This window comes from Cupriavidus sp. GW823-FHT06D04 (genome assembly GCF_058795055.1).
On the sequence record NZ_JBXAHL010000004.1, the window covers coordinates 1 to 22,815 of the forward strand.

The window sequence follows — 22,815 nt, forward strand, 5'->3', positions numbered from 1 at the left end:
GTCTCTGGCTAACACTTCCCCTTGCCGGGCGTGTAGGGGACTCCCACCCCCAAGTCAGTGCGCCCTGCCGGGCGCACCCAAAAAAGAACCCCGCTCCGGAGAGCGGGGTTCTGCGAGGCATCGTTGCGTTCGGGTGAACCTCAATACGCAATCCTGGCCGTCAGGCTCACGCTGCGCGGATCGGCCGGCTGGATGTAGTTCTCATACTGGAAGCCCCAGTAGCGCTTGTTGGTCACGTTGTTCAGCGCGGCGCGCAGCGTCAGGTCCTTGCCGGCGACGCGGGTGTTGTAGCTCGCGCCGAGATTGAACACCGTGTAGCCGCCGGCCTCCAGCGTATTGCCCGCGTTCAGCTTGGTATTGCCGGTGTACTTGCCATCGACACCAAGGCGCAGGCCCGGTACGAACGGCACGCGGTAGCTGATGCGTCCGGCCAGCACCAGGTCAGGCGCACCGGCGACGCGCTTGCCGTTGTTGGCCATGCCCTTGTCGTAGTACGAGTCCAGGTACATCGCGCTCGCGCCGAATTCCCACTGCGAGCCCAGCCGGTACACGCCAGCCAGCTCCAGCCCCTGGTAGATCGAGGTGCCGTCCTGCTGGCGCGTCGGCACGCCGCCGTTGATGTTGTCGTACTCGGCGCCGCGCTCGATGCGGAAGGCGGCGGCGGTGGCGCTCCAGGCGGCCTGGTCGGCCTTGACGCCGATTTCATACTGCTTGCTGCGGATCGGGCTGAGCAACTGGCGTGCATTGGTGTAGCCATCCGGCACGATCGAGCCGGGCTCCAGCGCTTCCACGTAGCTGGCGTAGACCGTGGCCGTGGGCACCGGCTTGAACATCAGCGCCAGCGTGGGCGTGACCACGCCGTTCTTGCTGTAGCTGGAGGTCACCGGCACGTAGCCGTTCTGCTCGAAGTTGGTCACGCGCAGGCCGGCCAGCACCGACCAGCGCTCGCTCAGCTGCACGGTGTCGCTGGCGAACACCGACTTCTGCGTAATGTCGCTGTTGCGCACCTTGTTGAAGGCGGTCGAGCTGTAGTACGTGTTGGTATTGGGCTCGAAGATGTTGCCGGTGCCGATGACGGCGCCGAAGCCGTTGTTGTCATAGCGGTCGATCTGCTTCTGCCACGACAGGCCCGCTACCAACTGGTGCCCGAACGGCCCGGTGCGGAACTTGCCTTCCAGCATCGCCTGCCATTGCCCCACCTGCTGGTTCTGCGCGGTGTCGTAGCGCTGGTCGTTGTAGTCGCCGGCCTGGTTCAGCAGGTTGTAGGTGCTTTCGTTGCGGCTGCGGTTGACCTTGGTGAAGCTGTACTTGGTGCTGACCGCCCAGTCCGGATTGATCTGGTAGCGCAGGCCGGTGCTGTACAGCTGCAGGTTGGTGTTCAGGTGCTGGTCGGCACCGGCGAAGTTGCGGATGCGGCCGGACACCGCGGCCGGCAGGGCCGTGTCGCCGTAGCTCCACAGGCTGAACGACGGCATCTGGCCAGTGGCGCGGCGGTCCTGGTAGATCGAGTCGAAGGTCCACGTCAGGTCCCTGGTCAGGCGCGCATCCAGGCCCAGCGAGACGCTGTCGCGCTGGATATTGCGCGCGTTGTAGGGCGTGCCTTCCTCGTGCGTCACGTTCAGGCGGTAGCCGAACATATTGCTCGGGCCGGCGCGCCCGCCCAGGTCGACGTGCTCGCTCCAGACATTGGCGGCGCGGTAGCCCAGTTCGAACGAGGCGGTGAAGGTGTCGGTCGGCTTCTTGGTGACGTAGTTGACGATGCCGCCCGGGGTGGCAAAGCCGTACATGAAGCCCGGCAGCCCCTTGAGCAGTTCCACCTGCTCCATGTGCTCGTAGGGCAGCGTGATGCCGTAGGCCACGAACGGCAGCCCGTTGATCTTGAAGCCGTTCTGCCAGTCGATCTGCAGGCCGCGCACGCTCAGGTAGCTGGACCAGCTGTTGTAGCCATTGCCGTTGTCGCTGACCGACGCATCCATCGCAAACACATCGCCCAGCTTGGCCACCTGGCGGTCGGCCAGGTCTTCGCCGGTGACGATGGTGGTGGAGTACGGGGTGTCGAGCTGCGTGCGCGAGCCCAGCGCGCCGGTGCAGGCCTTTTTCTCAAGCTGCAGGCCGAAATCGTCGACCGCCGAGGCGCTGACGGTCACTGCAGGTAGTGATTGCGCATCCGCTGGCGCCGCGGCTTGCTGTGCCAGCGCGGCGGTTGCCGGAAAGCCGGCCAGGACGGCCAGTTGTGCCAGCGCGGCGAGGTGGCAGGGTTTGGGTGCGCGCAGGCGCGCGGCGCGAATGACTTGGCGGCTCATGAGGGACAACAGGAGGCAGGCGGGCCTGTATGTAAATACAAATGCGACTTATTCGCATTTGCGAAAAGCCGAATGATGCCTACGCTCGTTGCGGTGGTCAAGGTGTGGGAGGGGGTGTTGCGATGAAAGCAACGGTGGCTGGCGTAGCCGGTTCGCGCTAGCCTCCCTGCTCCCCTATCGATTGCTGGAGCCTGCCATGGTCATGTCGAACATTCGTGTCCGATTGACCTGCGAACCAAGGAAGAGGCTTCTGCCGTGCTGGAAGCAATGGGCCTGCCGGTGTCCGATGCAGTGCGCATGCTGCTGAAGCGCATAGCGACAGACAAGGCACTTCCTTTGGCGTTGATGACGCCAAATGCGGCGACTATTGGTGCGCTGAGGGAAGCGCGGGCCGGCGGGTTGCGCAGGTTCGAGTCGCTGGACGATCTAAGGGCCGATCTCTGTCGTGCAGGCGACTGATGCGGTCAGTTAGCTCCTCTCTCCCGCGTGCGGGAGAGAGGAGTGCTAGCCATGGCTAGCTGGTGAAATTCGCCGCGTGCGCGCGGGATGTCAGGGAAACGCTCAGCGCTTGCCGTCCTTCACGTACACCCGCTCACCCGCCACCCAGGTCTCCAGCACCTGGGTCTTCCAGATGTCGGCAGGCTTGGCCTTGAACAGATCCTGGTCGACCAGGATGAAGTCGGCCCACTTGCCGGCTTCGAGCGAGCCCAGCGTCTTCTCCTGGTGCTCGGCATAGGCCGCATCCAGCGTGAAGGCGCGGAATGCCTGCGGCAGGGTCATGGCCTCTTCCGGATGCCAGCCGCGGATCGGGCGGCCCTCATGGTCGGTGCGGGTCACCGCGGCGTGCAGGCCGTAGAACGGGTTGGCCGATTCCACCGGGAAGTCCGAGCCGCCCGCGATCACGGTGCCTTGCTTGAGCAGCGTCTGCCAGGCATAAGCGCCCTTGATGCGGTCCTTGCCGACGCGGTCCTCGGCCATGTTCATGTCGCTGGTGGCGTGCGTGGGCTGCATCGAGGCGATCAGGTCCAGCGTCTTGAAGCGCGGGATGTCCGGCAGCGCGATCACCTGCGCGTGCTCGACGCGGTTGCGCAACTGGCGCCCGCCCACATCCTTGTAGGCCGCTTCCATGGCATCCAGCACCTGGTGGTTGGTGGCATCGCCGATGGCGTGGATATTGACCTGGTAGCCGGACTTGATCGCGGTCTTGACGGCGGCCTGCATGGCTGCGTCGCTCATGAAGAGCAGGCCGCTGTGCACGTGGTCGTCCGAATACGGCGCCATCAGCGCGGCGCCGCGGCTGCCCAGGGCGCCGTCGCCGTACAGCTTGACCGCGCGCAGGTAGTAGCGGTCGTTGCCATAGCCCACCAGCGGCCCCTTGGCCGAAAGCGCCTTGAAGTCGTCGCCGGTGTCGCGGATCATGCCATAGATGCGCGTGGTCAGCTTGCCCTGGTCGGCGAACTCGCGGTAGATCTTGTCTTCGGCAACGGTCACGCCGGCGTCGCCCGCGGCGGTCAGGCCGAGCGCGTTCATGTGCGCCAGCGAGGCGGCCAGTGTGGCGCGGCGGTCGTCGTCGCTGTACGGCGGGATCACGCTGTTGACCAGCGCCATGGCCTTGTCGACCAGCACGCCGGTGGGGTTGCCGTCGGCGTCGCGCTCGATTCGCCCGCCGGCCGGGTCCCTGGTGTCGCGGGTGATGCCGGCGGCCTGCAGCGCCTTGGTGTTGAGCCACGCGGCGTGGCCGTCCACGCGCACCAGCCGCACCGGGCGGTCCGACACCGCCGCGTCCAGCTCGGCCGCTGTCGGGAAGCGGCCCAGCTTCCAGTTCACCTGGTTCCAGCCATAGCCCAGCAGCCACTTGCGCTGCGGGTTCTTGTCGCCGTAGGCGCGGATCATGCCTTGCGCCTCGGCCAGGGTCCTGGTGCCGGACAGCGAGATCTCGGTGGTCTTGAAGCCCAGGCGGAACACATGGCCGTGGGCGTCGATCAGGCCCGGCAGCAGGGTCTTGCCCTGGCCGTCGATGCGTCTGGCATCGGGGTACTGCGCGCGCAGCGCGGCGGCGTCGCCGGTGGCCAGCACCTTGCCCTGGTCGAACACCAGGCCGGTGAAGCTGGTGATCTTGTCCTGCTTCAGGGTGTAGCCCTGCACCGATTCCACCAGTGTCGGCGCGGCATGCGCGGACAGGCTCAGTGCCATGCCGGCGCCAAGCGCCAGCATGCTCATGCGGATTGCTCTCTTCAAAGCGATGCTCCTTGTTGTTGTGCTTTCTTGCTTTTATGTACTGCTGCTTGTGAGCGCCCGGGAATGGCGCTTATTCACCGGTTGCCGGTACGGCGGCGCGCGCCGGGGCGGCATCGCGTCTGGCCGGCAGGGCGGGGAAATGCATCTCGGCATAGGACACGAAGCGCGTCTTGCGCGCAATGCGGTAGCCCAGCCAGATCAGGAGGAAGATCGGGATGCCGATATAGGTGGCGGCCACGCTGACCCAGTCGATCTTGCCGCTGGTGAAGGCCTGGTAGTTCTGGCCCAACGTGACGATCAGGCACAGCGCAAATGCGAAGACCGGCCCGTAGGGGAAGAACGGCGAGCGGTAAGGCAGCCGGTCCAGGTCCAGCCCCTGCGCGACAAAGCCCTTGCGGAAGCGGTAATGGCTGACCGCAATGCCCAGCCAGGCGATAAATCCGGTCATGCCGGACAGGTTCAGCAGCCACAGGTAGACCGACCGGCTTTCGAACAGCGAGGTGAGGAAGCACAGCGCGCCCACCGCGGTGGTGGCCAGCAGCGCCATCAGCGGCACCCCGTTGCGCGTCAGCTGCGCAAAAATGCGCGGCGCGCGGCCTTCGGTGGCCAGGTTGTACAGCATGCGGGTGGAGGCATACATGCCCGAGTTACCGGCCGACAGCACCGCGGTCAGGATCACCGCGTTCATCACGCCTGCCGCAAAGGCCAGGCCCGCATGGCGGAACACCAGCGTGAACGGGCTTACGCCCACGGTCTGCACGTCGTTCTTGAGCAGGTTCGGGTCGGTGTAGGGGACCAGGATGCCGATGATCAGGATCGCCAGCACATAGAACAGCAGGATGCGCCAGAACACCTGGCGCACCGCGCGCGGGATGTTTGTGGCGGGATCGGCCGATTCGCCGGCGGCGACACCGATCAGCTCGGTGCCCTGGAACGAGAAGCCGGCGATTATGGCCACGCCGATCAGCGCCGGCAGGCCGCCGACAAAGGGCGCATCCCCGATGGTCAGGTTGGCCAGCCCGTGCGTGGCCGATACATCGCCGCGCAGGATGCCGAAGATCATCAGCGTGCCGATGCCGATAAAGGCGATCACTGTCACCACCTTGACCAGCGCGCACCAGTACTCGGCCTCGCCGAAGCCGCGCACCGAGATCGCGTTGAGCAGGAACATCAGGCCCAGGAAGAGCGCGCTCCACAGCACGCCGGGCGTGTCGGGGAACCAGTACTGCATCACCAGCTGGGCCGCGGCCAGCTCCACCGCGATGGTCACCGCCCAGTTGTACCAGTAGTTCCAGCCGAGCGCGAAGCCGAAGCCTTCATCGACATAGCGCGCGCCATAGGTGGCGAACGAGCCCGACACCGGCATGTAGGCCGCCAGCTCGCCAAGGCTGGTCATCAGGAAATAGACCATCGCTCCGATCAGGATATAGGCGGCCAGCGCGCCGCCGGGGCCGGCCTGCGCGATGGTGGCACCCGAGGCCACGAACAGCCCCGTGCCGATCGAGCCGCCGATGGCGATCATGGTGAGATGGCGTGCCCGCAGGGTGCGGCGCAGCGTCGGCGCGGGGGCGCCGGAAGAGATGGGCTGGGAAGGTTGGCTTGACATCAGGATCCGGTCTGGGCGCGCGTCAGGACTAAAGGCGCGAAGGGGGCGCAACTATGCCGGCATCGCCAAGAGGCGGCAAGCTGCGCCAAAGCGCCAGCCGCATGGGTCCCGGCGGCCCGCCGCCAGTGCCACCTCCCGGTTCTACCGGCCGGTATATTGGGCGGCATCATAAGAGAAATCGCTGTGCAGGGAAAGCCGCTGCGCGGGCCGTGCGCCGTCATATGTGCGGCATTCGCCGCGTGGTGCCTTGTTTGTCCATGAGGTGTAGGACAAACACCCGGCGTGGAACAGGAATGGCACCGCTGTTGCGGCCACGGCGCACGGTATATCGTGCGAAGTAGCAGGCGCTGCATGCCGGCCGGTGCGCGGAGCCAGCCCCATCCCATCCCGCCGCAGGGGGACCTCACGGATGTTCCAGACGCTCTGCCATGTCCCGTTCGATGCCCGGCCACTCAGTGCCGCGGGGCATGCGGGCGCCAGCCGCTGCCGGGGCCTGCGCCGGATGACGGCGCTGATGCTGGTGTCCGCGCTGGCGGCCGGGGTGCTGGCAGGGTGCGCCAGCCTGCCGGCCTCGGCGCAGCGCACCCCCTCGAGCGCTCCGGCCAGTACCGCCGATACCCCGCTGGGCAAGGTGCTGGCGCCGCGCCTGGCGCAGCGCCCCGGCGAGTCGCTGTTCTATCCGCTGTCGTCCGGGCCCGACGCGCTCGCTGCGCGGCTGGCGATGGCGCGTGCGGCGCAGCGCAGCCTGGACCTGCAGACCTATATCTTCGAGACCACCGGCACCGGCGCCGCCGTGCTGGGCGACATCCTCGACGCGGCCGACCGCGGCGTGCGCGTGCGCATGCTGCTCGACGACCTGCATACCGGCGGCATGGACCAGATCCTGTCGGCCATCGATTCGCATCCCAATATCGAAGTGCGCCTGTTCAATCCCTTTGCCAACCGCAGCGTGCGCTGGCTGGAAATGCTGGCCGGCTTCAAGCGGCTGGACCGGCGCATGCACAACAAGTCGATGACGGTGGACAACCAGATGTCGCTGGTGGGAGGGCGCAATATCGGCGATGCCTACTTCTCCGCGCGCACCGACATGGACTTCAGCGACCTCGATGTGCTGATTGCCGGACCGGCGGTGCCGCAGGTGTCGGCCGTGTTCGACGAATACTGGAACGACCAGTCCTCATATCCGGTGGTGGCGCTGATCCCGGCAGGCAAGGAAGCGCCGGTTGAGATGCGCAGCCTGCGCAAAGGTTTGGAGGCACGCGGCGACCAGGCCATCGCCAGTCCCTACGTGAAGGAATTGCTGGAGTCGGGCCTGGCCAAGAGCATCGAGAGCGGCCATATGCCTGCTTACAGCGGCAACGCAGTCGTGGTCTCCGATTCGGCCGCCAAGATCACGCACCAGACCGATGACGATCCCGGCTACGCCACCGCCCGGCTCGAGAAAATGATCAACGGCGCGCAGAAGGAAGTGCTGCTGATCTCGCCGTACTTCGTGCCGGACGACGACGGCGAGGCCTGGCTTATCGCGCTGGCAAAGCGCGGCATCCGCGTGCGCATCCTGACCAACTCGTTTGCCGCCACCGATGTCAGCCCGGTGCATGCCGGCTACGCCCCGCACCGGCTGGCCCTGGTGGCCGCGGGCGTAGAGCTGTACGAGCTCAAGCCCAGCGCCTACGCCGAACTGGCAAGCAGCGGCAAGGCCGCGCGCGGTTCACGCTCGCGCTCTTGGCTGTCGTCCAGCCGCGCCAGCCTGCACGCCAAGAACTACATCGTCGACCGGCGCCTGGTATTCATCGGCTCGCTCAACATGGACCCGCGCTCGGCCAAGCTCAATACCGAGATGGGCATCGTGCTGGACAGCCCCGCGCTGGCCGAGCGCATGATCAAGTCCACCGAGAACGCGCTGCTCGACATGACCTACCGCGTCGGGATGCAGACCGATGGCGACGGCGGCAACCGGCGCCTGACCTGGACCACGCGCGAGAAGGGGCAGCTCATGGTCTACGACAGCGAACCCGGCATGGGCCCGCTGCAGCATCTGGGCATCGGCGTGCTGCGCGTGCTCCCGATCAAGGAAGAACTGTAGCTGGCGCGCATCAACAATGCCTTCGACGAACTGCGCCGCGGCAAGCTGGTGCGTTCGGTGATCCTGTTCGATTTAGGGTCGCCGCCCACAGCGCCATTGTTCGCGCTGTGGGACAATCGCGGCGCACCGCAATGACGAGGCGCCGCATGAAGACAATCGAATGGAAGGACTGGGAGATTTTTTGCCGCGTGGTGGAAGGCGGCGGCTTCACCCAGGGAGCCGAGCTGGCCGAGGTACCCAAATCTTCCGCCAGCGCCGCGGTGGCGCGGCTGGAAAGCCAGCTTGGCATCCGCCTGTTCGAGCGCACCACGCGCCGCGTGCGCGTGACCGAACGCGGCCAGCGCCTGTATGAGCGCGTGGCGCCGCTGTTCGCCGAACTCCATGACATCAGTGCCGAGGCCACCTCGGACAGCGCCGAAGTCAGCGGCCTGCTGCGCATCTCCACCCCTTATGAAGTCGGCTCCCAGCATTTGTCCGAAAGCCTGACGCGCGTGCTGCGCGCCCACCCGGGCCTGCGCGTGCAAGTCGATGTCAGCTGGGACCAGCCCGACCTGATCCGGCACGGCTACGACCTTGCGTTCGTGATGACCGACACCGCGCTGCACGACACCTCGTTCGCCAGCAAGCGCGTGGTGCTGATTGAACGCGCTTTCTATGCCGCGCCGGCACTGATCAAGGCGCGCGGGCTGCCGCGCACGCCGCAGGACCTGCAGGGCTGGCCGACGCTGGGCAACGCCGACGACCGGCACTGGGAGTTCCTGCGCGACGGCGTGGAGATTGCACGCCTGGATGTCGAGCCGCGCATCTGCACCCATAACGCCGAGCTGCGGCTCAAGGCGGCGCTCGACGGGCTGGGCGTGACGCGGCTGTCGCCGCGCTTCGTGCAGGATGCGGTCGGACAGGGGCAACTGGTGCGCGTGCTGCCGGGCTATGCCTCATCGCCGCTGAAGGTCTACGTGCTGATGCCGGCGCGCAAGCTCATGCCGGCCAGCGTGCGGCTGCTGCTGGACGTGCTGGAGCAGACGCTGGGGGTGCCGGAGGCGCGGCGCCCGGCCGGCAAGCGGAGGGAGAACGCTTAGCTGCCGCGGCCTCCGCTCGCAGGCATCGGTCAATAAGGCTGCTCGGCCGGCCGCACATCAAAGTGCAGCACTTCGGCAAGATCCAGCATCTCCTCATCATCCTCGCTGCGCGTGATCCAGCCGCCGTAGGCATCGCCGCCCGTATCCCAGTTCCACAGCGTATAGCCGGCCACGCGCAACTGGTTGTGCGCCAGCTCCATCAGTTCGGGCACGCTGGTGGTCTCCAGGAAGGCTTCTTCCTCGGGGTCATCGCTGCCCCAGTTGATCTCCAGGTCGATCCGTTCGCACAGCTGGTTCAGGCAGCCGATAAAGGACTGGGCATCCTTCCAGTCGACAAAGAACCCGGACTGCCAGTCGATGACCTCGCGGATCACCCACAGCAGTTCCTGGCCATCGGTGTCATCGTCCTCGGCATCGAGCAGGGCATCTTCAAACATCGACAGCTGCGCCGAGGTCTGCGCGCTGTCGCCAAGGTTGATCAGGGCGAAGAAACGCGCAATCGCGTCCTGCGTGTCGTCGTCCAGTGGTCTGGCCATCTACTTTCTCCTGTTGCTGCGGTCTTCTAGGCCGCGATGCGCATGATCTCGCGTTGGCCGGCCGGTGTCACGCGCAACGCGCGCGAGGTGCGCGTAGGCTCGACCCAGCCGCGCGCCAGCAGGCTGCCCAACAGCGCCGCGCCGAGCGCGCCGCCCAGATGCGGCTTGCGCTCACTCCAGTCCGGGCAGGTGCAGGCAAACTGGCGCCGCTTGCGCCGGGCGGCCTCCACATCCACGCCCAACCCTGCCAGCGCCTGCGCGCCGTCGCCGCTCAGGTCTACGCGCTGTCCGTCCAGCATCAGCCAGCCTGAATGCGTCATCCGCTCGAACAGGCCCACCGCGAGTTCTCCCGCAAGGTGGTCATAGCACGTACGCGCCTGGCGCAGCGCCGGTGGAGCGGTGCGCGATACCGGCACGTCGCGCAGCCGCGGCGGCTGGCTGGCCAGCGACGCCGAAGCCAGCGCCTCGATCGCCACGCCGATCTCCGGCGCGGCCAGGCGGTAGTAGCGGTTGCGCCCGCGCGTCTCGGCCACCAGCAGCCCGCCTTCGGTCAGCCGGGCCAGGTGGCCGCTGGTGGAAGAGGCCGACAGCCCCGCGATCAGCGCCAGCTCGCCGGCGGGCCGGGCGCTGCCGTCCATCAGGGCCCACAGCATGGCCGCGCGGCCGGGATCGGCGAGCAGACCGGCGAGGTGGCTGATGCCGGGCGTGTAATCCATGGTTTGGCTCCGGATGAAATGTGTCATGCGGAGTATAGGAGATGGGCGGGTCGTTGACCTCGGACATTCGCTGAGTCAGGCTTGGCGACATGTCTGGACTTAACACGATTGTTCTGCGCCGCCGAGCCAGACTTCGAAGAGGCTCCGGAGTGGGGAGATAAGGGATGCGACGAGAGCCAATTGAATGGCCGGCCTTCGGTGAAATAGTGGCTGCCATTAGCCGGAATAGTGATCTGCAACAGCTGCTGATAAATGCGGGGCTTGCAGCGTCGTGACGCGCAGTCGAAAAACGTGGAAGCGAAGATGGCTCGGGGGATCTGGTCAGGGGGAAACAACTATCGCTATAGCGCCTCGCGGCGGCCAGTCAGGAACCAGGTATGCACTGCACCGACCCCCTTTGCCACGATGATGCCGCGTTCTTCGAACTGAAAGGATTCTCCCAATCGATTGCGAGTTGCGTCGGTAACTTGAATCCGTCCAGCCAGACTATGGGATTCCATCCGACTGGCAGTGTTGACGGCATCGCCCCATAAGTCGTAAATGAACTTGCGCTTACCGATAACGCCGGCCACGACCGATCCACTATTGATGCCAATTCGCATTCGGAGGTTATAGCCGGTGCGTCGATTGAACAGTCTGAGCGCGTCTATCATGTCCAGTGCCATGTCGGCAGCGCGGACAGCATGGTCAGAAACTGGTTCCGGTAGCCCAGCTGCTGCCATGTAAGCGTCCCCGATTGTCTTGATCTTCTCAAGTCCGCGACGATCCGCGATTGTGTCGAATTCGGTGAAGATCTCATTGAGCACTGCGACCAGGCGCTCGGCGCTCATGCCCACCGAGAAACGGGTGAATGCCACGATGTCCGCAAACAAGACCGTCACTTCCGGGAAGCTGTCGGCTATGACTTCAGGAATGCTGTTGGCTACGATTTCCGGACGTGCTTTCAGTCGTTCAGCTATCGGAGAGGGCAGCAGGTTCAAAAGCAGCCGCTCCGAAAGCGTCTGTTCGACCATGAGTCGATCGTAAAGACTCTGAAGTTCATCGCGCTGACGGCAGATTAGATCCCAGCTGGCTTGAAGCTCCTCGTTTTTCCGCGCAAGCGCTGCTTCGGTGCGCTTCTTTTCCGTGATGTTGCGCCCTTCAGGCAGCAGGAACACCACCTCGCCATCCGAATCTCTAATAGGTAATAGCGAGAAGTCGACAATGATCGTCTCCTCGCCCATCTTTTGGCCGTATACCTCGAAGTCACCGCGGACGAACTCGCCTTGGCCTGCGCGCCGGATCAGCTCTCGCAAGACGCGCTGGGTCTCCGGAGAGATGACCCACCATCTGGCCTCCCAGAATGGCATTCCGCGAATGTCATCCATTTGAATGCCGATTCCCTCGAGCGCTGCGCGATTGATCTCGAGCATCTTGCCGTCGACGTCTAGCAGGCCGACGAACTGGTACATTGCGTCCAGCATGATGCTTGCAAGCTTGGCTCGCTGGGTTTGGAAGTCGTCGTGTGCGGAAAGCGTTACATCTCGCACCTGAATTTGCGGGCTGGCCGAGAACAGCTGGCGGCTAATAAGGGCCATGCTTCACCTCTTCCGCTCCGCCGCAAATTCATACAGGAGTCAGCCTGACGGGCTGGCTTTCGACGGCAGGGCTTTTGCTATTGGAGCATATCTGCAACGGCGCGGCACGCCCTGACCGGCAGGCCACGTTGCCGTTCGCACCGAGGCGAAAATCAGCGCCGTCTTCTCGCATGGCTACAGAAGCACAGCACAGGGCCTCGCGGGCCCATTCCGTCAGAAAGCGGTGACCACCTTGACCCAGAATTTGTCGCCGCCAAACCGGTTCCTGGCATACGCTTCATGCTGCCATTGGGTGATGAAACTAGTTCCCTTGGCGTTGGTGTAGGAGACGCTGGGGCCGATAGCCAGCACCTCGCCGCGACGGCCACGGCTCCACACCCCAGGCACTTCTGGCACCACGGCGCCATTGAACTTGTCGTCCGTGACCTGTTTCAGGTAGTACCCGCTCAAGCCGACAGTCCACGGGCCGATGTGCTTGCCCAGGGCGTAATCGACGTGCAATTCCTGTCCGGACTGGTAGCTTCCTGTCATGCCGCCGAAGTTGGAGTCCTTGTTCTTCCCCTTAATGTTGTACATGAACTTGGCAGAGATTTCCCAGCCACTCTGGTTCAGCCAGGTGAATGCCGCAACTGGCTCGAAGGCCCAGTAGTTCGCGCCGATGCTGGCCCTGGGATCATTCTGGTCGTAGCGGCCCGTGGGCGCGTAGATGTCCAGACCCGTCGTGACATGCCAGTTCGCACCATGCCAGCCGAGCACTATCGGGTCGATCGTGATGTCACCCAAGCCGGTGGCGTTGCGACGGCCGCCCATCTGGGGCAAATTCATGGACTGGTAGACGAGCGGAACGATGGCCTGCATGCCCCAGCTCGCGCCAAGAAGCGTGATGTTGGTGACCTTCACCACCCGCAACGCGTCGAACCAGGCGTCAACCTTTGCAGGATTGCCGGCGATGTTTGCGTTGTCGCCGTTGCCGTCTTTGAGCTTACCGCCGTAATAGCCGGTGTAGTTGAGGAGATAGGTGCCGGGCGGGGGCAATGCTCCCGACATCCAGCTTTCAGCTCCATTGGGATACTGGTCTGCGCCCTCCTTTGCGAGCGCCTGATTGCCGACTAGCGCAAGCGAACCGGCCAGTACGGCCGAGATTGCTCGTTTCTTCACTTCGTTCTCCTCCTTTTTGTGGTGATGGGCGGGTTAGCGGAATATCAGCCGGGAATAAGAGCCAGGACGCGAAGCGGGCTGCCTGAACCGTCCTTGATCTTCAGCGGGGCGGCGACAATCAATGCACCCTGCGGCGGGAGTTGGTCGAGATTGGTCAGGCATTGCAGACCGTAGCGGTTGTTGCCATGCATGAGGTAATGGCACGGGAACGGTAACTCCCAGCCATAGGACTGGCCCGCGTCGGTGCCAATTGCTTCGACGCCAAATCCATGGACATCGCGCTGTTCAATCATCCACTGGACGACGCCCAGGTCAGGGCCGGGTGTGTGCATGCCGTCGTCACGCGCATTCAGGTACGCCTCGGGACTATTGCGCTTGGACCAGTCGGTGCGCATCAGGACCCAGGAGCGCGGAGGGATGCGGCCATGCCGTGCTTCCCAGGCTTTGACGGCGTCGACAGTGAGCAAGTAGTCCGGGTCTTCCGCGGCCTCCCTCGAGCAGTCGATGACGCAGGCGGTGGCGAAGAATTTTTCGGCAGGGATGGTGTCGGTCGTATTGTCCGGCAAGTCCTTACCAGAGATCCAATGGACTGGTGCGTCGAAGTGGGTCCCGGTATGTTCGCCGCAGGAGAAGTTATTCCAGTACCAGTTCGGTCCACGATCGTCGTAGCGCGAGATGGTTTCTTGCCGGAAGGGCCAGGTCTGGCCCATCTCCGGAGGCAGCGAGATGGTCGGAAATTCAGAACTCAAGGTCTGCGTCAGATCCACCACGCGGATGCGGCCGGACAGCAACTCTGCTGCAAAGTGGGCGAGGCTGTTGCTCATGGTTGTTGTCTCCTGTGGTTGCTTCACTTATGAGTTAGATTTCGCCCGTTTCTTTGCGAGCGCGTTTGCGACGTGGTAACCGGAGGTACCGCCAAGACCGGGGCCTGGATGGGTCGAGGCGCCGATGTGGTGCAGATGTTTAACCGGGGTAGCGTGATCCTTGACGCCAGGGACCGGACGCCAGAACATGAACTGGTCGATGCTGCATTCGCCGGAATAGGGATCACCGCCGACGAGGTTGACGTTCATCGACTCAAGATCCGCCGGGGAGAGGACCGTACGCCCGACGACGCTCGCCTTGAGATTTGGAACCTGGCGAGCAATGCGGTCGATAATCCGGTCGGCGTAGCGCTCACGGAGTTCGGCGGTCCAGCGACCATCCGCGGGAACAGCGATCTCTCCAAGCGCATCGCCTTTGACTTGACGCGGACACTCCGGAACCTGAATCCAGAGCACCCAGCCTCCGGCCGGGCTTCTGGAAGGGTCAACAGCGCAAGGCTGGGCAACGCAAATCGTGCCTTCGGCTGGAAGCAGGCCTCGCTCTGCTTCGCTGACTGCCCTGGAGACACCGTCCAGACCCGAGGTAAGGTGCAGGTAGATGACGTCGCGCAGATGTTCTTGGGGCCAGTCCGGAGGGGCGGACAGCGCCAAATGGATCTGCATGTTCCCCTTGCCGTAGCGGTACTCGGCCGCCTGCTGACGTAGGCCAGGGGGAACGTGCTTGGCGGCCAGCAGCTTTCCGTAAAGCTGGCCGGGCGTGACGTTGCAGATGATCTCCTTGCCCATGAAAACGCGGTTGTCCCGCGTCCTAACGCCGCGCGCCGAGCCGCCCTCGACCAGGATGTCCTCGACGTCGGCATTGACGTGGAAAGCACCACCCCTGCTCTCGATGATTCTGCGGAAGGCGTCGACGGTACGGGCATTGCCTCCTTGGACGATAGGCAGGCCAACCGCCTCCAGCGTGAAGGCGACGACTTTTCCCATCAATGCAGACATGGCGCTTTCCGGGCCAAGGCCTGTATGCAGTACCCACGGCGCGAGCAGCGCCTGGACCAGGTCGGATTTGACCCGGGTCTCCAGCCAGCTGCGGCAACTCATCAGTGCAGGGGAAAAGAAGGCGACGGTGTCATGCACGCCTTGTTTCCACAGGCGGCCGGCCACGGTCTTTGCAACACCGGCACTCCACAGTTCGTTGCCAAGCAGCGAGAACACCAGGCCGGCGTTTTGCTCGACCTCTTGCATGGCGGCCTGAAAGGCATCACCGTCGCCGCTTGCCAGCGTATTGAATGTGCTGACATTGCGCTCACGGGACGTGCTCAGAACCAGCGAACGGTTATCGGGTAACAGTACGCCAGTGGGTGTACTGTTATTGCGGTAGCTGAGCCCTGCCTGATGAAGTTCATCCTTCAGCTCCGCGTAGCCTGGCGACGTGACAAACAGCGGATGTGCCGTGGACAACGTGTCGTGGAGATAGCCCGGTGCATTCAGGGCCTCCGTGCGAATGCATCCGCCCAGCGTGCTATTGCGTTCCAGCACGCAGACACGCTTGCCGCGTCTGGCTAGGACGGCAGCGCAGACGAGCGAATTGATACCACTGCCGACAATGACGGCGTCATACGTACTCATTGGATTATCCCGGGGGCAAGGATAAGAGAGGCGGGCAAATACGTTCGGTCGCGGCGTTGGCCAGCTTCCTTTAGACGAATTGCCGCGTGCGGTACCGGAATCAGGTCGCGGCGACGTATTCGGTGCGGATCAGCTCTGACAGCTCCGTAAGAGCGTTAGCGGTACGCGCGTAGTTTCCCTTGTAGAAGAGCAGGGATTCCCGATCCGATGTGTCAAAGTGCCGGACCTCGCCCAGGAAGATGATGTGATCGCCGCCGTCATACTGATGCGTGTTTCGGCATTGGAATACCGCTGCGCAACCTGACAGGACAGGCGAGCCATCGATGCCATCCGTGCAGGGGACGCCCGAAAACTTGCCTTCCGCGCCTCGTGCGAAGCGGTTGGAGACATGTTCCTGGTCGGCTGCCAGGACGTGGATCACGAAACTCCCGGTCTTCTGGAATGCCTCGAGGCTGTAGGACTTCTTGGCGAGGCTCCACAGCACCAGGCGAGGCTCCAGCGATACCGAGCTGAAACTATTCACGGTCACGCCCCAGGGTTCTCCGTCGGGGGTGCGCGTTGTGACGATGGTTACGCCCGTGGCAAAGCGGCCGAGGGCATTCCGAAATTCGCGAGCGTCGGTCATGGCTGTCTCCTGTCGCCTGCTCAACCGTTGCACGGTGAGCAGGCTGCTTGCTTTCGTGTGGGTGATCTTTTTGCCTCAGGCGGCCTTGGACTGCGACTCTTCAGCGATCCAGGCCTCGGTGGCTTCCTCGTTGAACCAGTAGCTGCCATAGTCGCGCGGATCGTTGAATCCGTTGGCGATGCGCTGGGCGATGCGCGGCGCGTGCTGCGCTGTGGCCAGCAGTTTGACGATGTGGTCTGGCGGCGGGAAAAGCAGGGAATTTGTCCAACGGATGACCGGTTCGGCATAGCCTTCGTAAAGGCCGTCGAAGGTCTGCTGCATCCATGCCTTATCGAAGGGCTTGTCCCCATGGCGCAGGATGGCCTCGAAATAGTGCAGAGCGCCCTTGGTGGCGTTGTTCGAGCCCTGGCCGGTGATCGGATCGTTGACCATGACCGCGTCGCCGAGCCCCATTACATGCCGGCCGGAAGGCAGGGAAAGAGTAGGGTTGCGCACGGTCGGGGTGACGCGTCCGCTCAGGATCCCATTGGCATCGGTGAGTCGTACATTGGCACAGCGCTCGCTTTCCCACGGCAGGTAGTCGCGCAGGATGCCCAGGCAGACATCCAGATGCTGGTCGGCGGACTTGATGTCTGCCCAGCGGTCCATCGGGCCGCCAGGAATGGCTTCGAAGACCATGATGTCGCAGGCTTGCGTTTCGCAACTGCCCTGGGTGGTGAGGGCCGGGAAGACAAAGTACTCGCCGATGCCGGGAATCAGATTAAAGTTGACGCACTCAAACGGACCACTGCGCTGCATGCCCGTCACGTAAGCAAGTGCCAACTGGCGTTGGGGATGACGAACAGGCGAGCGTGCATCATTGCGTGTCAGCAGATTGACGATCTCTCCCTTGCCACCGGCCAGGAGAACAAGATCATGAGATTCGACCAAGGCTTCAAGCTGGGGAATCTCGACATTTTCGATACGTAGAATGCCGCCACGGCTTTCGAACTCCGCCATCCAGCCTGGCATCTTTACACGTTGATCAACAGACTGGGCGTAGGAATTCAGGCGGGCGCGCCAGTGGATGGCAACTTCGCCCTTGCCGTCGTCGGTGGGGATGGTCAGGCCGATGCCGTCCACCGTGGGGCACTGCCTTTCCCATTGATTCATCCGGAAATTGCGCTCGATCTGGAGTGCTTGGTCGAAGATGCACTGGGACGACATCACTTTGCCGCCCCATACCTCGTCAGCGGTGCGGTTTGTCACTAGCGTGACCTCATAGCCTTGATCCAGCAGGCCGCACCCGAGCAATAGTCCTGCCTGACCCGCGCCAACAATCGCAATCTTGCGTGGCGTGATCTTGTCGATGGAATGGGGGATCATGTGTCTCTCCTGTGGGATTGTCTTGTGTGCAATTCACTTCGTGCCGGGCGAACCGAGGTCGCCCGGAATCACCGGCCGGTTTATGCCGTCAGCCGGTTGATGGCTGCTTGCCGACCCTCGGGGCCGAGGGCGCCGTATCCGCCGTCACATGCATAGTCGGCGCCGGTAACAAAGGCGGAAGCATCTGACAGGAGGAAGCGAACCACTTGCGCGACTTCTTCTGGCTTGCCGAGCCGGCCGAGTGGGTGAAAATCTGCGGCGATACCGTCGGCTTTCGCCTTGTCGCCGCCGCTCAGCGCGCTGATGACGGAGGACCACGTCCAGCCCGGCGAGACGGAGTTGACTCGAATGTTGTCCGGGGCTAGATCCAATGCGGCGCTACGTGTGAATTGCTGCATCGCTGCCTTGGTAATCGGGTACAGCCAGCGCCCCGACTGCGCCACGCCCGCGGAGATCGAGGCAAAGTTGACGACCGCTCCGCCGCCGCGCTTTTTCATCTCCGGCACGCACGCCTTCAGCATCATCGCCGCGCCGACTACATTGACGTTGTAGGACTCCAGCCACTGCTCGCGTGTGGAATCGGCACCGTTATCCACGTAGGTGCAGGCGCAGTTGACGAGCAGGTCGATGCCGCGGAAGGTCTCCATGGTGTCGGCGATGCAGGCAGCGATGTCGGCATCGCTGGTCACGTCCACGGCCACATAGCGGCAGCGCTCCGGATGCCGCTCGGCAACATTGCGGCCGCCTTGCTGGTCGATGTCGACGACAACGACGTTGGCGCCAGCCGAGACCAGGGCCGATACCACGGCCTCGCCAATCATGGTCGCGCCACCGGTGACAATCGCCGTCTTGCCTTCGATTCCTTGCATGTCCGTCTCCACTTGTTGTATTGGCTCGCATGTAGCCATGTGCAACGTAGTTTGGTGTAGCGGTGATGACGCTGCTATCCACAATCCGCCGGCCAATATCCAGATAACGAGCCGTCGCTGGCGGACCGGGAAAAGGAGGCGGTGGAGTCAGGAAAAGGTGGGGCGGCAGCCTTGCCGGATGGCCGGGCGTGCAGGTATCCGTTCACGCGCGAGCGCGGCCTGGCGTTGTTGTATCAACGACTGCAAGTCAGTGAAACGGGTCGATGCCGCAGGGGTATTGCGAGGTCTAAAGAGCCCGCTGATTATCAACGCCCGGCATCGCTGACATGGCGCTCCGCTGCACCCCTGCGCAGGGTCGCCGACGGAGAAACGCCGAAGCGCTTCTTGTAATAGGCCGCAAACCGGCCGAGATGTGTAAAGCCAAAGCGATATGCAAGATCCGTGATGGAGGCCTGCTCCGCTCCGGCGGCAGCAATCAACGCTTGTCGGACGCAGTCCAGTCTCGCATCCCGCAGATAGGCTAACGGCGTCGTATTGAGATGGCGGCGAAAGCCTTCTTCCAGCGCCCGGATACTCACGCAGGCGACTTGCGCCAGGTCGGCGACGGTCAGCGGTGTGTCGGCATTCGCGCGGACATAATCTATCACCCGCTGCATATGACGTGGCCTGGCGGGCTCGGCGCTGCGCGCAAGGAGATAGGTGTGGGTGTGCGGTTGAAGCAGCAGCAGCGTCCGCAGCAGGTAGTCCTCCATCGACGCCACCGCGGCCGGGAACTGGAGCCAGTTGGTGCCGTGCTGGTCGATATTCCTGGTAAGGTCGAGTACGGACTGGCTCCATGCGTGCTGGGGCAGCCCCGGATCGAATGAAAGGGGCCCGCTGGGATCGCGCCCGGTCAGCAATGCGAAACGTTGCTCGATGGCTTCCTTCTGAATCCAGAGCAAGACTTGCGCACAATCCTCATGCCAGTGCATTCGGGTTGGGGTGTCTGGACTCAGCAAGCTGGCGGTGCGGACGTCGGAAAGTATCTCCTGCGAGCCACACTTGATTTCGGCATGGCCCGCAACCGGGATCTGGGCGAGATAGAAGTGCTCTAGGCAGCCAGGGTCGATCTCTACATGGGCGCCATAGGCAAGGAAGTTGAGTGCGGTCTCATGCAGTCGTACCAGGTTGTGCTGGACATGCAATTGCTGCAGTGCACCGACCACTCGCAGTTCATGCGGGCAAAATACCGAAGCGATCTTGCCCTGGGCCTCCTTCACATCCTCGGAGCGGAATGAGGGGTAGTTCGCCAGCATGCCTTGCGGCGCGCAGTTGTGGTCACGCGCCGGAGAAGACGGGATGTCGGCGGGTGACTGGGGGGCGGTCTGCATCGTCTCACTCCTGCAGGATTGCAGCGTGCCTGGCTCGCCTGCGAAGCGAAGGAAGCCCGCGCAATCAGTTACTTTATACCTAAACTTCCTGCGCGCGCCAAGAAGGCGGCCGGGCTGCCCTGTTGGCCGACCGCCAGGGAATCTCTGCGCGATCGTCGCCACGCTCCTTCTTGTCCATATAGTTTAGGCATAAAAATATGATTATGGAAATATGCGCTTCGAGCCGACGCGGGTAATCCGGTCGGCGCCTCGACGGGAGGCGCAGGGGGCAGATGCCGCTGGCGGACCTGATGCAGGGCATCCTGCGCGGGCGGTATTTCTCGCTGCTGGAGAACCAGGAATAGGACTGGTGCAGGTTTGCTTGCGGAGGAGGGAGGCCGCCGTCGGTCTCCGGGTTCATGGTCTATACTTAGATATGTGATATACAATATATTAAGTGTGCATAACGCCTCCTGCCGCCATGCTTGATCCCTCGCTGTTCGGTCGCCTGTCATTCACCTACGCGGATCCCGTCGACGGCCCGCTGCCACCCGGGCGTAACCCGCTGGGCGTGGCCCCGGAGCGCGATGCCGTGCTGTTCGTTCCGGACGGCCTGCCGGAGAGCGGGCCGGTGCCGCTGCTGGTGATGTTCCACGGCGCGGGCGGGTTTCCGGAAAAGGTGCTGCCGCATATCGAGCCGCATGCGCGGCGCCACAAGTTCCTGGTGCTGGCGCCGCATTCGCTCTACCCGACCTGGGACATCGTGATCGGCGGCAACGGCCCCGACCTGGAGCGGCTGCGCCAGGCGCTGATCGCGGTGACATCGCGTTACCGGGTCGACGCGGGCCGGCTGGCCTTTGCGGGCTTCTCGGACGGGGCCAGCTACGCGCTGTCGATCGGCATCACCAACGGCGACATTGCCAGCCATGTGATTGCGTTCTCCGGCGGCTTCATGTCGGTGTTCATGCAGGAGGGCGCTCCCAGGGTGTTTGTCGCGCACGGGCTGGCTGACGAGCAACTGCCGGTTGTCACCAGCGGCCGCGCCCATGCGGCCAGGCTGAAGGCCGCGGGCTACGACGTGCAGTACGTCGAGTTCGATGGCCTGCATGTCATCCATCCGCCCGTGGTCGAGCGCGCGATCGATTTCTTCCTGCAGTGAAACCCCGGCCGCTGGCCGGCGCGGCCACGCCATTCAACGGGAGTGCGGTACATGGATTTCGAGATTCCAGAGGCGCTGATCCACCCCCTGCTGGCGATGATCGAAACCGGGTCACGGTTGGCGCGGCAGTTGCAGGAGCACGGCGTCTGCCACGGCAATATGCTGGTGTCGAGCAAGCTATTCGATGCGCAGTCGCTGAGCTCGCTCTACACGCTGAGCAAGACGCAAAACGAGCGCGCGCTGATGTTCCAGATGCTGGCGCTGGACAATGTCTACAACGCGCCGCAGGCGCGCGTGATTCCGGGGCTGGACCAGCTGGTGGCGGGGCTGGCCGCCTACCTGTCGCGCGATGCCATCGATGGCTGGCTGTACCAGCGCAGCCGCGACGGCGTGCTGCTGCCCTGGCTGGTGCGCCGGATGCGCTATGTATCGCCCGAGCAGGGCATGCCTTATGTGGTGGTGGACATGCTGGCCAACACCATGCAGTCGGCCAACTCCACGCTGACTGACCACCACCTACGCCGCTCCGGCATGACCACGTCGATGGTGATCACCCGCGACGACATCGCTAACCGCACCATCCCGGAGTTGCTGGCCGAGTTCGGCTTCTACAAGGAGTGCGCGGAATTCCGGCACGAATACGAGCAGCATGCGCAGCGCTTCGTGCGCTACCAGCGCCGCTTCGGCGCGCAGTTTGTCGCCACCCGCGCGGCGTTCTCGCTCGATGCCAAGGGACCCGCCGAGCTGACGCCGATTGCCGACACCGCGGGCGCGCGCTGCGTGAATGATGAGGAACGGCTGGAGCGCCGCTTCGAGATGACCTGCGACCCGGCGTTCTGGCGCGATGCCGGGGTCATGGAGGGCTTTGAGCGCGTGCCGCTGCATGGCTACGTGCACCTGTTCCACCTGGAGTGGCATCGCAACATCTGGGTGCATGTGCAGCACCTGACCGAGTATCGCTACCAGCCGGCCCTGCGCGACAAGCTGGTCCTGCCCGCGCATCACCGCGACCTGATCGATATCCTGACCTCGCACATGGACATGCTGGTGCCGGACTTCGTGCCCGGCAAGTCCGGCGGTACCACCATCCTGTGCCAGGGCGCCCCAGGCCTGGGCAAGACGCTGACCGCGGAGATCTACGCCGAGGTGGTGGGCAAGCCGCTGTACCGCGTGCATTCCGGGCAGCTGGGCACCACTGCCGCGTCGGTCGGTGCCACGCTGATGACGATCCTGCGCCGGGCCATGCGCTGGAACGCGATCCTGCTGCTGGACGAGGCCGACGTCTATATCCGCTGCCGCGACAACGACCTGGAGCACAACGCCATCGTCGCGGAATTCCTGCGCACGCTGGAGTACTTCAACGGCCTGCTGTTCATGACCACCAACCGCATCGGCGACGTCGACGATGCCATCCTGTCGCGCTGCATCGCGACCATCCATTACGAAACGCCGTGCAAGCAAGACGCCATGCGGCTGTGGCGCCTGCAGGCCGGGCAGTTCGGCGCGGAACTGGGCGACGCGCTGATCGATGCGCTGACCGCCGCCTACCCCAAGGCGAGCGGACGCGACATCAAGGAGCTGCTGAAGCTGGCAACCCGCTACGGCAAGGCCAAGGGGATCCCGCTGTCGGAAGACGTGTTCCGGCTGTGCGGGCAGTTCCGCGGGATAGGGTAAGGCGCCGGTGCGCGGGTATCATGGG

The 22,815-nt window shown here is 63.9% G+C and carries 18 protein-coding genes; 5 read left to right on the forward strand and 13 right to left on the reverse strand.

Annotated features, from left to right (window positions below):
- Positions 1–140: 140 nt before the first annotated feature.
- Positions 141–2,303 (reverse strand): TonB-dependent siderophore receptor, encoded by a 2,163-nt coding sequence (locus AC1Q7H_RS07985; protein ID WP_211979487.1) that lies wholly within the window; start codon positions 2,301–2,303, stop codon positions 141–143.
- Positions 2,304–2,531: 228 nt separating this feature from the next.
- On the opposite strand from AC1Q7H_RS07985, the gene AC1Q7H_RS07990 reads away from it, so the two are divergent.
- A complete protein-coding gene (locus tag AC1Q7H_RS07990) occupies positions 2,532–2,762 on the forward strand; it encodes a type II toxin-antitoxin system RelB/DinJ family antitoxin (RefSeq protein WP_153956959.1) in 231 nt (76 codons plus the stop codon).
- A 102-nt stretch (positions 2,763–2,864) separates the two neighbouring features.
- Here AC1Q7H_RS07990 and AC1Q7H_RS07995 read toward each other — a convergent pair whose 3' ends face one another.
- Both AC1Q7H_RS07995 and AC1Q7H_RS08000 read right to left on the reverse strand, forming a co-directional pair.
- Entirely contained in the window at positions 2,865–4,541 is a 1,677-nt protein-coding gene (locus tag AC1Q7H_RS07995) for an amidohydrolase (RefSeq protein WP_492381106.1), read from the reverse strand.
- A 70-nt stretch (positions 4,542–4,611) separates the two neighbouring features.
- Positions 4,612–6,147 (reverse strand): amino acid permease, encoded by a 1,536-nt coding sequence (locus AC1Q7H_RS08000; RefSeq protein WP_153956961.1) that lies wholly within the window; start codon positions 6,145–6,147, stop codon positions 4,612–4,614.
- 409 nt (positions 6,148–6,556) lie between these two features.
- Here AC1Q7H_RS08000 and AC1Q7H_RS08005 point away from each other — a divergent pair, with 409 nt between their 5' ends.
- Together AC1Q7H_RS08005 and AC1Q7H_RS08010 are read left to right on the forward strand one after the other, a co-directional pair.
- Positions 6,557–8,233, forward strand: coding sequence for a phospholipase D family protein (locus AC1Q7H_RS08005; RefSeq protein ID WP_041228748.1), 1,677 nt, complete (start codon positions 6,557–6,559; stop codon positions 8,231–8,233).
- Positions 8,234–8,379: 146 nt separating this feature from the next.
- Positions 8,380–9,312: a LysR family transcriptional regulator gene (locus AC1Q7H_RS08010; protein WP_013953995.1), complete on the forward strand. Its 933-nt coding sequence runs from the start codon at positions 8,380–8,382 to the stop codon at positions 9,310–9,312.
- Positions 9,313–9,341: 29 nt separating this feature from the next.
- Here AC1Q7H_RS08010 and AC1Q7H_RS08015 read toward each other — a convergent pair whose 3' ends face one another.
- From AC1Q7H_RS08015 to AC1Q7H_RS08060, 10 genes are all read right to left on the reverse strand, one after another.
- Entirely contained in the window at positions 9,342–9,848 is a 507-nt protein-coding gene (locus tag AC1Q7H_RS08015) for a DUF6630 family protein (RefSeq protein ID WP_211979484.1), read from the reverse strand.
- Positions 9,849–9,874: 26 nt separating this feature from the next.
- Positions 9,875–10,564, reverse strand: a complete 690-nt coding sequence (locus AC1Q7H_RS08020) for an ArsR/SmtB family transcription factor (protein ID WP_153956963.1) — start codon at positions 10,562–10,564, stop codon at positions 9,875–9,877.
- Between the two features lie 341 nt (positions 10,565–10,905).
- On the reverse strand, positions 10,906–12,141 hold the full coding sequence (locus AC1Q7H_RS08025; RefSeq protein WP_492377909.1) for an adenylate/guanylate cyclase domain-containing protein: 1,236 nt from the start codon (positions 12,139–12,141) through the stop codon (positions 10,906–10,908).
- A gap of 213 nt (positions 12,142–12,354) precedes the next feature.
- The gene (locus AC1Q7H_RS08030; protein WP_249221143.1) at positions 12,355–13,299 is read right to left on the reverse strand and encodes a SphA family protein; all 945 of its coding nucleotides are present in this window, start codon (positions 13,297–13,299) and stop codon (positions 12,355–12,357) included.
- A 44-nt stretch (positions 13,300–13,343) separates the two neighbouring features.
- Positions 13,344–14,123, reverse strand: coding sequence for a cyclase family protein (locus tag AC1Q7H_RS08035; RefSeq protein WP_153954089.1), 780 nt, complete (start codon positions 14,121–14,123; stop codon positions 13,344–13,346).
- Between the two features lie 27 nt (positions 14,124–14,150).
- Complete coding sequence (locus tag AC1Q7H_RS08040; protein ID WP_013953988.1) at positions 14,151–15,749, reverse strand: phytoene desaturase family protein; 1,599 nt, start codon at positions 15,747–15,749, stop codon at positions 14,151–14,153.
- A gap of 100 nt (positions 15,750–15,849) precedes the next feature.
- On the reverse strand, positions 15,850–16,374 hold the full coding sequence (locus AC1Q7H_RS08045; RefSeq protein WP_013953987.1) for a flavin reductase family protein: 525 nt from the start codon (positions 16,372–16,374) through the stop codon (positions 15,850–15,852).
- A 75-nt stretch (positions 16,375–16,449) separates the two neighbouring features.
- A complete protein-coding gene (locus AC1Q7H_RS08050; protein ID WP_211979481.1) occupies positions 16,450–17,739 on the reverse strand; it encodes a styrene monooxygenase/indole monooxygenase family protein in 1,290 nt (429 codons plus the stop codon).
- An 80-nt stretch (positions 17,740–17,819) separates the two neighbouring features.
- Positions 17,820–18,608 (reverse strand): SDR family oxidoreductase, encoded by a 789-nt coding sequence (locus tag AC1Q7H_RS08055; RefSeq protein WP_013953985.1) that lies wholly within the window; start codon positions 18,606–18,608, stop codon positions 17,820–17,822.
- A 305-nt stretch (positions 18,609–18,913) separates the two neighbouring features.
- Positions 18,914–19,978: an AraC family transcriptional regulator gene (locus tag AC1Q7H_RS08060; protein WP_153954091.1), complete on the reverse strand. Its 1,065-nt coding sequence runs from the start codon at positions 19,976–19,978 to the stop codon at positions 18,914–18,916.
- A gap of 460 nt (positions 19,979–20,438) precedes the next feature.
- Here AC1Q7H_RS08060 and AC1Q7H_RS08065 point away from each other — a divergent pair, with 460 nt between their 5' ends.
- Entirely contained in the window at positions 20,439–21,116 is a 678-nt protein-coding gene (locus AC1Q7H_RS08065; RefSeq protein WP_013953983.1) for an alpha/beta hydrolase, read from the forward strand.
- 51 nt (positions 21,117–21,167) lie between these two features.
- Entirely contained in the window at positions 21,168–22,790 is a 1,623-nt protein-coding gene (locus AC1Q7H_RS08070; protein WP_211979479.1) for an AAA family ATPase, read from the forward strand.
- The last annotated feature ends 25 nt before the right edge of the window (positions 22,791–22,815 follow it).

Coding starts and splice junctions, on each gene's coding strand:
- AC1Q7H_RS08025 (WP_492377909.1), bottom strand. CDS start 12,141: ATGGCCCTTATTAGCCGCCAGCTGTTCTCGGCCAGCCCGCAAATTCAG.
- AC1Q7H_RS08005 (WP_041228748.1), top strand. CDS start 6,557: ATGTTCCAGACGCTCTGCCATGTCCCGTTCGATGCCCGGCCACTCAGT.
- AC1Q7H_RS08050 (WP_211979481.1), bottom strand. CDS start 17,739: ATGATCCCCCATTCCATCGACAAGATCACGCCACGCAAGATTGCGATT.
- AC1Q7H_RS08015 (WP_211979484.1), bottom strand. CDS start 9,848: ATGGCCAGACCACTGGACGACGACACGCAGGACGCGATTGCGCGTTTC.
- AC1Q7H_RS08000 (WP_153956961.1), bottom strand. CDS start 6,147: ATGTCAAGCCAACCTTCCCAGCCCATCTCTTCCGGCGCCCCCGCGCCG.
- AC1Q7H_RS08045 (WP_013953987.1), bottom strand. CDS start 16,374: ATGACCGACGCTCGCGAATTTCGGAATGCCCTCGGCCGCTTTGCCACG.
- AC1Q7H_RS08070 (WP_211979479.1), top strand. CDS start 21,168: ATGGATTTCGAGATTCCAGAGGCGCTGATCCACCCCCTGCTGGCGATG.
- AC1Q7H_RS08065 (WP_013953983.1), top strand. CDS start 20,439: ATGCTTGATCCCTCGCTGTTCGGTCGCCTGTCATTCACCTACGCGGAT.
- AC1Q7H_RS07985 (WP_211979487.1), bottom strand. CDS start 2,303: ATGAGCCGCCAAGTCATTCGCGCCGCGCGCCTGCGCGCACCCAAACCC.
- AC1Q7H_RS08035 (WP_153954089.1), bottom strand. CDS start 14,123: ATGAGCAACAGCCTCGCCCACTTTGCAGCAGAGTTGCTGTCCGGCCGC.
- AC1Q7H_RS08060 (WP_153954091.1), bottom strand. CDS start 19,978: ATGCAGACCGCCCCCCAGTCACCCGCCGACATCCCGTCTTCTCCGGCG.
- AC1Q7H_RS08020 (WP_153956963.1), bottom strand. CDS start 10,564: ATGGATTACACGCCCGGCATCAGCCACCTCGCCGGTCTGCTCGCCGAT.
- AC1Q7H_RS08055 (WP_013953985.1), bottom strand. CDS start 18,608: ATGCAAGGAATCGAAGGCAAGACGGCGATTGTCACCGGTGGCGCGACC.
- AC1Q7H_RS08010 (WP_013953995.1), top strand. CDS start 8,380: ATGAAGACAATCGAATGGAAGGACTGGGAGATTTTTTGCCGCGTGGTG.
- AC1Q7H_RS08040 (WP_013953988.1), bottom strand. CDS start 15,749: ATGAGTACGTATGACGCCGTCATTGTCGGCAGTGGTATCAATTCGCTC.